The organism is Microbacterium sp. Root1433D1 (genome assembly GCF_001426835.1).
In the GTDB taxonomy this organism is placed as follows: Bacteria; Actinomycetota; Actinomycetes; order Actinomycetales; family Microbacteriaceae; genus Microbacterium; species Microbacterium maritypicum.
Genome location: NZ_LMFN01000001.1, coordinates 1,175,789 through 1,187,583, shown reverse-complemented (window position 1 = coordinate 1,187,583; position 11,795 = coordinate 1,175,789). Strand labels below are relative to the sequence as shown.

The window sequence follows — 11,795 nt, the reverse complement described above, 5'->3', positions numbered from 1 at the left end:
CTGCGCAGCCCCGCGTAGACTGGGAGCAATACCCCGGAGGACTCTGGACCGTCATGTCTGCCCCTGCTCGCGCATTCACCATGCGCCACGTCCAATTGCTGCGCGCCCTGTTCGCCGCAGTCGCTGCGCTGATGATCACGTTCTCGTCCGATCACTCGGCACCCGTCGGTCTGTCCGTCTTCAGCGGCTTCGTCCTCATCACCGCCCTCGTGCAGGTGCTCGCGGCCTGGCTGGTCGTTCCCGCAGGGTCGCGCTGGTCGTACGTGCTGCTCGCAGCGGTCGGCATCGTCGCCGGCATGGTGAGCGGCATCCCGGCCTGGCGCTCCGATGATCTGTTCTTCGTCGTCGTGTCGTCCTGGGCGATCGTCAGCGGCGGCATCGAGCTGCTCGCCGGGATCCGGGCTCGTCGCACCGGCGGCATGCTGTCCCGCGACGCGATCTCCGTGGGGGCGCTGGGTGTTCTGCTCGGTGTCGTCCTGCTGCTGATCCCGGCCGGTTTCCTGCAGGAGTACACGATCGACAAGGCCGGCACATTCGTGCTCTCCGGCATCATCCTCGGTGTCGGCATGTTCGGCGGCTATGCGGCGATCGTCGCCGTCTTCCTCGGCATCGCCGGCCTCACGCCGAAGCAGATCGACGCCGCGACCGCGGCATCCGATTCGAACGACAGCGCCGCTCCCGCGGAGCACGGAGGAGAGCGATGAGCGACGAGAAGCCCACCCGCCGGGACATTCTGCGGCCCCTGCACCTGCTCCTCATCGCGGCCGGCTGCGGCGTCTTCGCCATGGTCGTCACGCTGGTCTCCACCGGTGCCTTCACGTCGCGGGTGAACGCGTCGATCGCGAACGGCACGTACGACGGGCTGACCCCGTTGGCGCTGGGCCTCGTCGTCGGCGGTGGGGCCTTCATCGTGACGCTGCTGATCCTCGCGATGCTGATCCTCGCCGTCGACCCGGCCGACGTCACCAAGACGATCGATCGTCCGGTGCTATACGACGAGGAGCCCGAGGGAGACGACCCCGACTCCGAGGCGACCGGCCGCCGCGCCTCCTCCTGATCCGCGCGTATCGCGCACCGGTCGGAATATCGGTGCGACCGATCGGCTTGTCCCTGTAGTGACTGCCTCCGTCGATCGCGCCTCCATCGGACTCCGGTCGGAGCGAGGCCCCATCCTCGGCGCGCTCATGCTCGCCACCGGCCTCATCGCGATCGACGCCACGATCCTCGCGACCGCGGTGCCCAGCATCGTCCGCGATCTCGGCAGCTACCAGCAGTTCCCGTGGCTGTTCTCGGTGTATCTGCTCGCGCAGGCCGTGAGCGTGCCCATCTACTCCCGATTCGCCGACACCGTGGGCCGAAAGCCCATCATCCTCCTCGGCATCGTGCTGTTCCTGCTCGGTTCCCTCCTGTGCGGATTCGCCTGGAGCATGCCGGCGCTGATCGTGTTCCGCATCATCCAGGGCATCGGCGCCGGTGCCGTCGCCCCCATGGCGATGACCATCGTCGGCGACATCTACACGGTCGCCGAGCGCGCCAAGGTGCAGGGGTATGTCGCGAGCGTGTGGGCCATCTCTTCGGTCGTCGGTCCGGCACTCGGCGGAATCTTCGCCCAGCTCGACGCCTGGCGGTGGATCTTCTGGATCAACATCCCGCTCTGCCTGATCGCCGGGTGGATGCTGCTGCGCAACTACAAGGAGCAGAAGCAGACCCAGCGCCACCGCATCGACTACGCGGGAGCGGTGCTGCTCACGATCGGGTTGACCGCGGTCATCCTCGGCATGCTGGAGGGCGGCAACGCCTGGGCATGGCTGTCCGTGCAGAGCGCGCTCTGCTTCGGGATCGGGGTGATCGCCCTCGTGGCCTTCGGCATCGTCGAGCGCCGCGTCGCCGAGCCGATCGTCGACCTGCGTCTCGCGGCTCGTCGGCTCATCCTCACCACCACGCTCGTGTCGCTCGGCATCGGCGCGCTGATGCTCGGTGTCACCAGCTTCGCTCCGGCCTACCTCGAGGGATCCACCGGCATCGCCCCGCTGCTCTCCGGCCTCGCGGTCGCGGCGCTGACCCTCGGCTGGCCGCTCGCCGCGGCGAACGCAGGACGCCTGTATCTGCGGATCGGCTTCCGCCGCACCACGCTGATCGGCATGAGCATCACGACGGTCGCCGCCATCGCGCTGGCCGCCGTCGCCTCGTGGCCGAACCCGTTCGTGATCGCCGGCATCGCCTTCGTGCTCGGTTTCGGACTCGGGTGGAGCGCGGCGCCGACCCTGATCGCCGCGCAGGCCTCTGTCGGCTGGGGCGAGCGCGGGGCGGTGACGGGCATGAACGCGTTCGCACGGTCGGCCGGAAGCGCCGTGGGCGTCGCGGTGTTCGGCGCCATCTCCAACGCGGTCATCGCGCAGGGAGCGGGTCCTGACGACCCCGGCACGATCATCCATGCGTCGGTCTGGGTGTTCGTCGCGGTCGCCGTGACCGCCGTGCTCACCCTGATCGCCGCCGCGTTCATGCCGAAGGACAGGGTCGAAGAGCACTCCGGAGAGCCGGCTCCCTAGTCACGGGGCCGTGCGCTCGGAGTACCCGTCGAGTGCGAACCGCGCTCAGCGGGCGAGGCGCTCCGCGATGCCCGTGTACGTCGCCGGGGTCAGCGCGAGCAGGCGCTGCTTGGCGGCGTCGCCGATCTCGAGACCCTGCACGAACTCGGCGAGGTCTGCGGCCCCCACCCGGTGTCCGCGCGTCAGCTCCTTGAGCAGCGCATAGGGGTCCGTGATCGTGGAGCGTCCGGCGACGACCTCGGCGCGGATGACGGTCTGGATGGCCTCGGCCAGAACTTCCCAGTTCACGTCGAGGTCGGCCAGCAGCACGTCACGCGAGAGCGAGATCGCGTTCAGGCCTCGGCGCAGGTTGTCCAGGGCGAGCAGCGAGTGCCCGAATGCCACGCCGATGTTGCGCTGCGTGGTGGAGTCGGTGAGGTCGCGCTGCAGGCGGCTGGTGACCAGCGTCTGGCCGAGCGAGGCGAGCAGCGCACCCGAGATCTCGAGGTTGGCCTCGGCGTTCTCGAAGCGGATCGGGTTGATCTTGTGCGGCATCGTCGACGAGCCGGTGGCACCGGCGACCGGGATCTGCGCGAAGTAGCCGAGCGAGATGTAGGTCCAGATGTCGGTCGCGAGGTTGTGCAGGATGCCGCCGGCGTGACGCACGCGGTCGTAGAGCTCGACCTGCCAGTCGTGCGACTCGATCTGGGTGGTGAGGATGTTGAACCCCAGGCCCATGCCCTCGATGTACTCGCGGGCGATGGTCGGCCAGTCGGCGTCGGGGTCGGCCGCGAGGTGCGCGGACCAGGTGCCGGTGGCGCCGGAGAACTTGGCCAGGTAGTCGGATGCCGCGATCTGGCCGCGTACGCGCTCGAGACGCCACGCGAACACCGCGAGCTCCTTGCCCATGGTCGACGGCGTCGCGGGCTGACCGTGCGTGCGGGAGAGCATCGCGGCGTCGGCGTGCTCGACGGCGAGCTCGCGCAGCTTCGCGATCACGGTGTCGAGCGCCGGGAGCCAGACCTCTTCGACGGCGCGCTTCACGGTGAGGGCGTACGAGGCGGAGTTGATGTCCTCGCTCGTGGCGGCGAAGTGCGTGAGCTCGGCGATGCCGTCGAGTCCGAGCGTCGAGAGCCGGTCGCGCACGAGGTACTCGATCGCCTTCACATCGTGCTGGGTGACCGCTTCCTTCTCGGCCAGCCAGTCGATCTCGGCCTGCCCGAAGTCGCGGTAGAGGGCGCGCAGGCGCTCCTTGTCGGCGTCGGAGAGCGGAGTCGTCTCGAACAGCGAGCGGTCGGTGAGTGCGATCAGCCACTCGACCTCGACCTCGACGCGCGCCCGGTTCAGGCCCGCCTCGGACAGGAAGTCGGCGAGACCGGTGACGGCGCCGCGGTAGCGACCGTCGAGCGGGCTCAGGGGCTGGGGCGGGAGCGAAGGCTGGAAAGTCAGGGGAGTCCTCCTGATCGGGCCCCTCAGAGGCGGGGCGTGCGGGGGAGACGCAGAGCGGGTTCGAGCTGACGGAACAGGCCCCGAGTCGCCGCCTCAATCATACCGAGCACGGAATCGAACATTTCCGCTCCCGCGTAGTACGGATCGGGCACATCGTGGCTCGAGGCGTTCGGGTCGAAGGCCAGCAGCAGGGTGACCTTGCCCTCCTCGTCCTCGTCGTGCGCCCACTCCCTCAGGATGCGCTCGTGGGTGCGGTCGAGCGCGACGACGAGATCGTTGTCGGCGAACGCCGCAGCGGTGAACTGGCGGGCGCGGTGCTGCGAGCCGTCGTAGCCGCGTCGGGCCAGCGAATCGATCGTGCGGTGGTCGGCCCGCTCGCCGAGATGCCAGTCGCCGGTTCCCGCACTGCGCGAGACGATGCGCGGGCCGAGTCCCTGCCGTTCGGCGAGGTCGCGGAAGACGACCTCGGCCATGGGAGAGCGGCAGATGTTCCCCGTGCAGACGAAGATCACGCGGAAGGGATCCGGGGATGTCACACATACATTCTGCCCGCCCTCGGGCGTCCTGCACAGCGCGAGCCGTCTCCCGCGACCTTCTGCACATCCCGAGCAGGCGTCGCTCTCTCCACCGGTCGTGCGGATCGGGTGGGGCGGGTGGCCCGTGATCGCGGATGCTGAGGCGGTGGGAGCTGGCTGAAGGGAGTGCCGGATGAGGCGGATCACGAGTGCGGAGGCGTCGACGAACGCCGGGGAGCTGGAGATCGATCACGGCGGGGCGATCGCCGTCGACACCGAGCAGCTGCGCGAGGGCGGCGCGCGCCTGTGCACGGTGGCATCGAGGTTCGCCGAGGCACGCGAGGCGGTCGGTCGCGCGCAGGCGCTCCTCTCCTCCTCCGCGCAGGCGGGTCCGCAAGTCGACCTCGGTGCTCTCCGACGCAGCGGCGACCAGGTGGGCAAGCTGGGTGTCGAGATCGAGAACGCCGGCACCGGAACGCTGCTGATGGCCGATGCGTTCGAGGTGGTCGAGCTGCGAGCACAGGCGGAGGCCCTCGCTCTCACCGACGCCGCGGCGGCGAACGAAGCGCAGGCGCGCGCCGACGAGCTGGTCGAGGCAGACGCACGGCTCGGGACCATGGCGGACTGGCTGGTGGCGGGCTGGAAGCGGCAGCGCTTCGACGGGCTCGGCGACCAGTACGACCCGGACGGCCCGCTCCCGTCGGTGTTCGTGGCCGGCGCCCTGGTGGGCGTCGCTTCGGGGCTCGGCAAGGTCCGACCGGGCATGGTGCTGTCGGGGGTGACGGATCCCGTGCGGGTGACGCCGGTCAAGACCACGACTCCGAACGCGCCGACAGGCCTCGCTGCGGCCTTCCGGCGGGTACCAGGAGCGACCGCGCAGGTCGCGGTCGAGAAGTACACGATGGTCGGGGGCGCGCCCCGGTACGTGGCCTACATCGCCGGGACTCGGAATTCGCTGCCGTGGCAGGCGGGGGAGTCGGAGCCGTGGGACATGAAGTCGAACGTCGAGCTCTATCAGGGCGGCCCGTCGGCGTCGTATCAGGCCACCCTCGATGCCCTCACGGCGGCGGGTGTGGAGCCGGGCGACCGGGTCGACGTGGTCGCGCACTCGCAGGGCGGGATGATCGCCGCCCGCCTGGCGATGGAGAGCGCGTTCGAGGTGTCGGTCATGATGACGGCGGGCAGTCCCACCGAGCCGAGTCTGACCGACGACCAGACTCTGCTCCAGCTGCGTCATACCGACGACGTCGTGTCCGCGCTCGCCGCGGGCGGGTCGGCGGAGGGGACGGGATCTCCCGACAGTTTCACCGCGTCGCGCGTCGGCGATCCGCACGGCGGAATCCAGGATCTGAAGCTGCAGACCCACGGCCTGGAGACCTACGTCGCGACGGCGGAGATGGTCGACGCGTCAGACGACCCGCGGGCCGAGGCCGTCGACGAGTACTGGGAAGAGCTCGGTGAAGCCGTGGAGGTCGAGCGTATCGAGTTCCATGCCGAGCGGGCGGGGTGAACCCGACCGACTCAGTCGCGGCGGTTCTTGCTCTGCGGTCGCAGGATGAAGCCGAAGATGCCGTTGATCACCGAGATGATGAGCGCGGCGAGCACGCCCCACCAGAAGTCGCCGACCGTCAGGCCCCAGCCGAAGCCGCTCGTGATCCACGCGGTCAACCACAGCAGGAAGCCGTTGATCAGGAAGCCGATCAGACCGAACGTGATGATGTAGAGCGGGAACGCGACGATCTTCACGATCGTGCCGATGATCGTGTTCACGAGCGCGAAGATCGCGGCCACCGCGAGCAGGGTCAGTACGAGCTGCAGCGTCTCGCCCGGCGGGAAGGCGGTGATCACGACCTGCAGGGCAGGGATCAGGGTGACGACCCAAAGGGCGAAGGCGTTGACGACGACGCGGATGATGAAGCGCATGGTCCGACCAGTGTCCCACGGACGCCCGCGAGTGTCAGCCTGCGGTGTCTTCTGCAATGTGTGCGGAGATGACCTGTGCGATCTGGTGCAGGTCCAGTCGGCTCTGTGCGACGTCGAGAACGAAGTCGAATGCCTCGTCGTTCGTGAACGTCACCTCGTATCCGTTGAGTCGGATGAAGATGAACGTGAGGTACAGAGAGATCCGCTTGTTCCCGTCGAACAGCGCGTGGTTCTGTGCGACCGAACTGATCAGCGCCGCGGCCTTCTCCGCGAAGGTCGGATACGCATCGACGCCGAACATCCCCGCTGAAGGGCGAGCGAGCGCGGAGAAGAGCAACCCTTCGTCACGGACGTGCAGTCCGAGCTTCGCTATCAGGGCGAGGGCCTGCGCCGGCTCGATGTACTCCGTCGCCATCGCTCAGGCGTCTTCGAGTCGCTTGAGAGTCTCGGCGTAGCGTTCGGTCACCTCGTCGGCGATCGAGAGCACGCGGTCTGTCTTCGACTCGCTGTTCGCGAACCGCGCTGCCGCCTCGATGATCACCGCGTGCTTCGAAGTGTGCCGGGCGCGCGCGATCGCCTCGAGCTGCGCGTCGAGTTCTTCCGGAAGTCGCACCGTCATGGCCATACCAGAATGGTATCACCGCGTATCGAGTGCCGACAGGGGAGAAGCCGCAAATGGCCGATCCCGCCGCCCTCGTAGACTCGACCTCGTGACCGAGCCCATCCTGCCCCGCATCCGTCCCGCCATCGCCGCGCTCGCGCCGTATCGCCAGGGCAAGCAGGCAGGCCCCGACGCGTTCAAGCTCTCGAGCAACGAGAACCCGTTCGATCCCCTGCCCTCGGTGCTCGAGGCGCTGCAGAGCACGACGCCGATCAACCGCTACCCCGACGCCACGGCCGGGCGCCTGCGCGCGCGTCTCGGTGCCCGCTACGGGGTCGAGCCCGACCAGGTGCACGTCGCATCCGGCAGCGTGTCGATCCTGCACCAGCTGATCCTCGCGACCGCATCGGTGGGCGATGAGGTCATCTACGCGTGGCGCTCCTTCGAGGCGTACCCCAGCCTGCCGCTGGTGGCCGGTGCGACCGGGGTGCAGGTGCCGCTCACCGCCGATTCCCGCCACGATCTCGATGCGATGGCGGACGCGGTGACCGATCGCACCCGCGCGATCATCCTGTGCACGCCCAACAACCCGACCGGGCCGATCATCACCTCGGCCGAGTTCGCCGCCTTCGTCGAGCGCGTCCCGAACGACGTCCTGATCATCCTCGACGAGGCGTACACCGAGTTCGTCACGGCGCCCGACGCGGTCGACGGCCTCGCCGAGCGCGTGTTCGAACAGCACCCGAACGTGGTGGTGCTGCGCACCTTCTCGAAGGCCTACGGTCTCGCCGGCCTCCGCGTCGGCTATGCGATCGGACACGAGAAGGTGCTCGACGCCGCGCGCACCACCGGTATCCCGCTCTCGGTCACCTCCGCCGCGGAGAACGCCGCGATCGCCAGCCTCGACGCCGAGCCCGAGCTTCTGGAGCGCGTCGCCGTGATCGTCGAGCGACGCGCCCGCCTCCTGGAGGGCCTCCGCGCGCAGGGCTGGGACGTGCCAGACTCCCAGTCCAACTTCGTCTGGCTGCCCGCGGGCGAGCGCACCGACGAGGTGGCTGCGGCCTTCGTGGAGAACGACCTCATCGTCCGTCCGTTCTCGGGAGACGGCATCCGCATCTCGGTGGGCGAGGAAGACTCCATCGCCCGCGTGCTCGAGGTGGCAGCCTCCGTCCGCTGAGGCGGTCCCTCCCCCTGGTTCGGGCGGTTTTCCGCGGTTTTCTCCGGGTTCCCGCCAGTTACAAGGGCGTCCTAGGTATGCGTGACCTGGCATGCGGGCGCGGGTAGCGTGAGAGCGTGACCACCTCCGAGACACCCCTTGTGAGCGTTCTGGACGAGACCGGACGCTACGCGCCGTCCGCCGCCGCTGAGCGATACCTTCCCCTGATCGAAGCGATCGGTGACGCGGAACTCGAGCAGTTCTACCGGGACATGGTCGTCATCCGTGCGATCGACACCCAGGCGACGAACCTGCAGCGGCAGGGGCAGCTCGCGCTGTGGCCGCCGAGCCGGGGGCAGGAGGCGGCACAGGTCGGCTCCGGTCGCGCCGCCCGCGCGCAGGACACGATCTTCCCCTCGTACCGCGAGCACGCCGTGACCCGCATCCGCGGCGTCGATCCCGTCGACATCATCAAGCTGATGCGCGGCGTCTCCCACGGCGGGTGGGACCCGACCGACCCCAAGAACGGCAACACCCGGTTGTACACGCTCGTGCTCGGATCGCAGGTGCTGCACGCCGCCGGCTACGGCATGGGTCTCGTCTTCGACGGGCGCACCGGAACCGGCGATGCCGACCGCGATGAAGCGGTCATCGTCTACTACGGCGACGGTGCATCCAGTCAGGGCGACGTGCACGAGGCGATGGTCTTCGCCGCGAGCTACCAGGCGCCGACCGTCTTCTTCCTCCAGAACAACCACTGGGCGATCTCCGTGCCCGTGTCCACCCAGTCGCGCGTGCCGCTCGTGCAGCGCAGCGCGGGCTACGGCATCCCGAGCGTCCGTGTCGACGGCAACGACGTGCTCGCCAGCTACGCCGTCTCCCGTGTCGCGCTCGACGAGGCCCGCGCCGGCAAGGGCCCGCAGGCGATCGAGGCCGTCACCTATCGACTCGGCGCCCACACCACGAGCGACGACCCGACGAAGTACCGCGGCAGCGACGAGGAGCAGTACTGGGCCGGTCGCGATCCGATCGTCCGGATGCGCGCGTTCCTCGAAGGGCGGGGCGCATCGGCGCAGCTGTTCGCCGACGTGGAGGCGGAGGCGGCGGATGCCGCGGAGGATCTGCGCGCCCGCACCGTGGAGCTCGGGCCGCCCAGCGCCGACAAGATCTTCGACCACGTGTACAGCGAGCCGCATCCGCTGATCGACCAGCAGAAGGCCTGGCGCGCGCAGTACGAAGCGTCGTTCGAAGGAGGAGCCCAGTGACTCTGGAGACGATGCCGCTCAGCAAGGCGCTGAACGCGGGTATGCGTAAGGCCATGGAGAACGACCCGAAGGTTCTGCTCATGGGCGAGGACATCGGCAAGCTCGGCGGCGTCTTCCGCGTGACGGAGCATCTGCAGCGCGACTTCGGAGACCGTCGGGTGCTCGACACCCCTCTGGCCGAGTCGGGGATCGTCGGCACCGCGATCGGCATGGCGATGGTCGGGTACCGTCCCGTCATCGAGATCCAGTTCGACGGTTTCGTGTTCCCCGCGTTCGACCAGATCACCACGCAGCTCGCGAAGCTCACCAACCGGCACGAGGGCGCGATCAGCATGCCCATCGTGATCCGCATCCCCTACGGCGGGCACATCGGCGCGGTCGAGCACCACCAGGAGAGCCCGGAGGCGTACTTCGCGCACACCCCCGGCCTGCGTGTGGTCTCGCCGTCGACGCCCAACGACGCGTACTGGATGATCCAGGAGGCGATCGCCTCGAACGACCCGGTGATCTTCATGGAGCCGAAGAGCCGCTACTGGCAGAAGGGCGAGGTCGAGCTCGATGCCTCCGCCGTGCCGCTGCACTCCTCGCGGGTCGTCCGCACGGGCAGCGACGTGACGCTCGTCGGGCACGGTGCGATGGTCACCACGCTCCTGCAGGCCGCGGCGCTCGCCGAGGCCGAGGGCACGAGCTGCGAGGTCGTCGACGTGCGCTCGCTGTCGCCGGTCGACTACGAGCCCATCCTCGATTCGGTGCGCAAGACCGGACGCATGGTCTACGCGCAGGAGGCCCAGGGCTTCGGCAGCATCGGCGGCGAGATCGCGGCGACCGTGATGGAGCGCGCGTTCTATGCGCTCGAGGCTCCGGTGCTGCGCGTCTCGGGCTACGACACCCCGTTCCCGCCGGCGAAGCTCGAAGGCGCATACCTCCCTGATGCCGACCGCATCCTCGAGGCCGTCGATCGCTCCCTGGCATACTGACATCCCCGCTCGGCCGAAAGGACTCGTCATGAGCACGCAGAACTTCACCCTCCCCGATGTCGGGGAAGGGCTCACCGAAGCCGAGATCGTGGCCTGGAAGGTCGCCCCCGGTGACACGGTCGCGATCAACGACGTGGTCTGCGAGATCGAGACGGCCAAGTCTCTCGTCGAGCTGCCGTCGCCGCACGCCGGTGTGGTGGGCGAGCTGCTCGTCGCGGAGGGCACGACGGTCGAGGTCGGAACTCCCATCATCACGTTCGTCACGGAACCCGCCGCCGGCGCTCCGGTCGCTGCTGCTCCCGCCGCCCCGGCCGCGGAAGAGGGCGGCGGCTCGGTGCTGGTCGGCTACGGCACGGGAGGCGGGGCCACCTCGCGTCGCAAGCGCCCGGCCGAGCGTCCGGTGCGCTCCTCGGTCGGCGTGATCGCGAAGCCCCCGATCCGCAAGCTCGCCCGCGACCTCGGCGTCGACCTCACCGCGGTCGCCGCGACCGGCGCCGACGGCGAGGTCACGAGAGACGACGTCATGAAGCACGCCTCGCAGGCCAGTGTCTTCCGCAACATCGAAACTCCCGAGTGGGGAACCGTGCGCGAGGAGACCGTTCCCGCACCCCAGCCTGCTCCGGCAGGGCTCGCGCGAGGGCTCACTCCGACCCAGCCTTCGGCTGCCGGCGATGACCGCACCGAGTCGATCCCGGTCAAGGGTGTGCGCAAGGCCACGTCTTCGGCGATGGTGCAGAGCGCGTACTCGGCCCCGCACGTGACCGTGTGGAAGGAGATCGACGCCAGCCGCACGATGGAGCTCGTCAAGCGCCTCAAGGCCTCGCCCGACTACGCCGACATCCGCGTCTCGCCGCTGCTGATCATGGCCCGCGCCGTGATCTGGGCCGCCCGTCGCACGCCGATGGTGAACGCGGCCTGGATCGAGACCGAAGCCGGCGCCGAGATCGCCGTGCGCCACTACGTGAACCTCGGCATCGCCGCCGCGACCCCGCGCGGCCTGCTCGTGCCGAACATCAAGGACGCGCAGGACCTCGGCATGAAGGACCTGGCGCGGGCGCTGAACCGTCTGACGCTGACCGCGCGCGAGGGCAAGACCCCGCCGGCCGATCAGCAGGGCGGCACGATCACCATCACGAACATCGGTGTGTTCGGGATGGACGCCGGAACTCCGATCATCAACCCCGGCGAGGCCGGCATCGTGGCGATGGGCACCATCAGCCAGAAGCCGTGGGTCGTCGACGGTGAGGTGCGTCCTCGTTGGGTGACGACGGTCGCAGGGTCCTTCGACCACCGCGTGATCGACGGCGACGGCATGAGCCGCTTCATCGCCGACGTGGCATCGGTGCTCGAGGAGCCCGCGCTGCTGGTGGACTGACCCCGC

The 11,795-nt window shown here is 69.1% G+C and carries 13 protein-coding genes; 8 read left to right on the top strand and 5 right to left on the bottom strand.

The genetic code is table 11. The annotated features are described in order from the left end of the window. Positions 1-53: 53 nt before the first annotated feature. From ASD13_RS05740 to ASD13_RS05730, 3 genes are read left to right on the top strand one after another with little or no spacing between them, the layout of a single operon-like run. A complete protein-coding gene (locus tag ASD13_RS05740; protein ID WP_055866634.1) occupies positions 54-704 on the top strand; it encodes a hypothetical protein in 651 nt (216 codons plus the stop codon). Beyond that, the gene (locus ASD13_RS05735) at positions 701-1,057 is read left to right on the top strand and encodes a hypothetical protein (RefSeq protein WP_017829767.1); all 357 of its coding nucleotides are present in this window, start codon (positions 701-703) and stop codon (positions 1,055-1,057) included. The genes ASD13_RS05740 and ASD13_RS05735 overlap by 4 nt, the downstream gene beginning before the upstream one ends. Before the next feature lie 58 nt (positions 1,058-1,115). Then, entirely contained in the window at positions 1,116-2,549 is a 1,434-nt protein-coding gene (locus tag ASD13_RS05730; RefSeq protein WP_055866632.1) for an MFS transporter, read from the top strand. 45 nt (positions 2,550-2,594) lie between these two features. Here the strand turns inward: ASD13_RS05730 and purB are convergent, their stop codons facing one another. Both purB and ASD13_RS05720 read right to left on the bottom strand, forming a co-directional pair. Further along, positions 2,595-3,977 carry an adenylosuccinate lyase gene (gene purB, locus ASD13_RS05725; RefSeq protein WP_051056563.1) on the bottom strand — a complete coding sequence of 461 codons (1,383 nt, stop codon included), beginning with the start codon at positions 3,975-3,977 and terminating at the stop codon, positions 2,595-2,597. Between the two features lie 23 nt (positions 3,978-4,000). Then, on the bottom strand, positions 4,001-4,450 hold the full coding sequence (locus tag ASD13_RS05720; RefSeq protein WP_017829763.1) for a low molecular weight protein-tyrosine-phosphatase: 450 nt from the start codon (positions 4,448-4,450) through the stop codon (positions 4,001-4,003). Positions 4,451-4,685: 235 nt separating this feature from the next. On the opposite strand from ASD13_RS05720, the gene ASD13_RS05715 reads away from it, so the two are divergent. Further along, positions 4,686-6,002: a hypothetical protein gene (locus tag ASD13_RS05715; protein ID WP_055866630.1), complete on the top strand. Its 1,317-nt coding sequence runs from the start codon at positions 4,686-4,688 to the stop codon at positions 6,000-6,002. A gap of 11 nt (positions 6,003-6,013) precedes the next feature. Here ASD13_RS05715 and ASD13_RS05710 read toward each other — a convergent pair whose 3' ends face one another. Genes ASD13_RS05710 through ASD13_RS05700 form a run of 3 tightly spaced genes read right to left on the bottom strand, consistent with a single transcriptional unit; the run spans position 6,014 to position 7,040 of the window. Beyond that, the gene (locus ASD13_RS05710) at positions 6,014-6,415 is read right to left on the bottom strand and encodes a phage holin family protein (RefSeq protein WP_055866628.1); all 402 of its coding nucleotides are present in this window, start codon (positions 6,413-6,415) and stop codon (positions 6,014-6,016) included. Positions 6,416-6,449: 34 nt separating this feature from the next. Next, the gene (locus tag ASD13_RS05705) at positions 6,450-6,830 is read right to left on the bottom strand and encodes a type II toxin-antitoxin system death-on-curing family toxin (RefSeq protein ID WP_017829759.1); all 381 of its coding nucleotides are present in this window, start codon (positions 6,828-6,830) and stop codon (positions 6,450-6,452) included. A 3-nt stretch (positions 6,831-6,833) separates the two neighbouring features. Next, on the bottom strand, positions 6,834-7,040 hold the full coding sequence (locus ASD13_RS05700) for a ribbon-helix-helix protein, CopG family (protein WP_055866625.1): 207 nt from the start codon (positions 7,038-7,040) through the stop codon (positions 6,834-6,836). A gap of 85 nt (positions 7,041-7,125) precedes the next feature. On the opposite strand from ASD13_RS05700, the gene ASD13_RS05695 reads away from it, so the two are divergent. The 4 genes from ASD13_RS05695 (at position 7,126) to ASD13_RS05680 (ending at position 11,789) form a co-directional block, all read left to right on the top strand. Next, the gene (locus tag ASD13_RS05695; protein ID WP_055866622.1) at positions 7,126-8,193 is read left to right on the top strand and encodes a histidinol-phosphate transaminase; all 1,068 of its coding nucleotides are present in this window, start codon (positions 7,126-7,128) and stop codon (positions 8,191-8,193) included. Between the two features lie 116 nt (positions 8,194-8,309). Then, positions 8,310-9,437: a thiamine pyrophosphate-dependent dehydrogenase E1 component subunit alpha gene (locus ASD13_RS05690; RefSeq protein WP_055866619.1), complete on the top strand. Its 1,128-nt coding sequence runs from the start codon at positions 8,310-8,312 to the stop codon at positions 9,435-9,437. An 11-nt stretch (positions 9,438-9,448) separates the two neighbouring features. Then, the gene (locus tag ASD13_RS05685) at positions 9,449-10,414 is read left to right on the top strand and encodes an alpha-ketoacid dehydrogenase subunit beta (RefSeq protein ID WP_055866953.1); all 966 of its coding nucleotides are present in this window, start codon (positions 9,449-9,451) and stop codon (positions 10,412-10,414) included. Between the two features lie 28 nt (positions 10,415-10,442). Further along, positions 10,443-11,789: a dihydrolipoamide acetyltransferase family protein gene (locus ASD13_RS05680; protein WP_055866616.1), complete on the top strand. Its 1,347-nt coding sequence runs from the start codon at positions 10,443-10,445 to the stop codon at positions 11,787-11,789. Positions 11,790-11,795 lie beyond the last annotated feature (6 nt).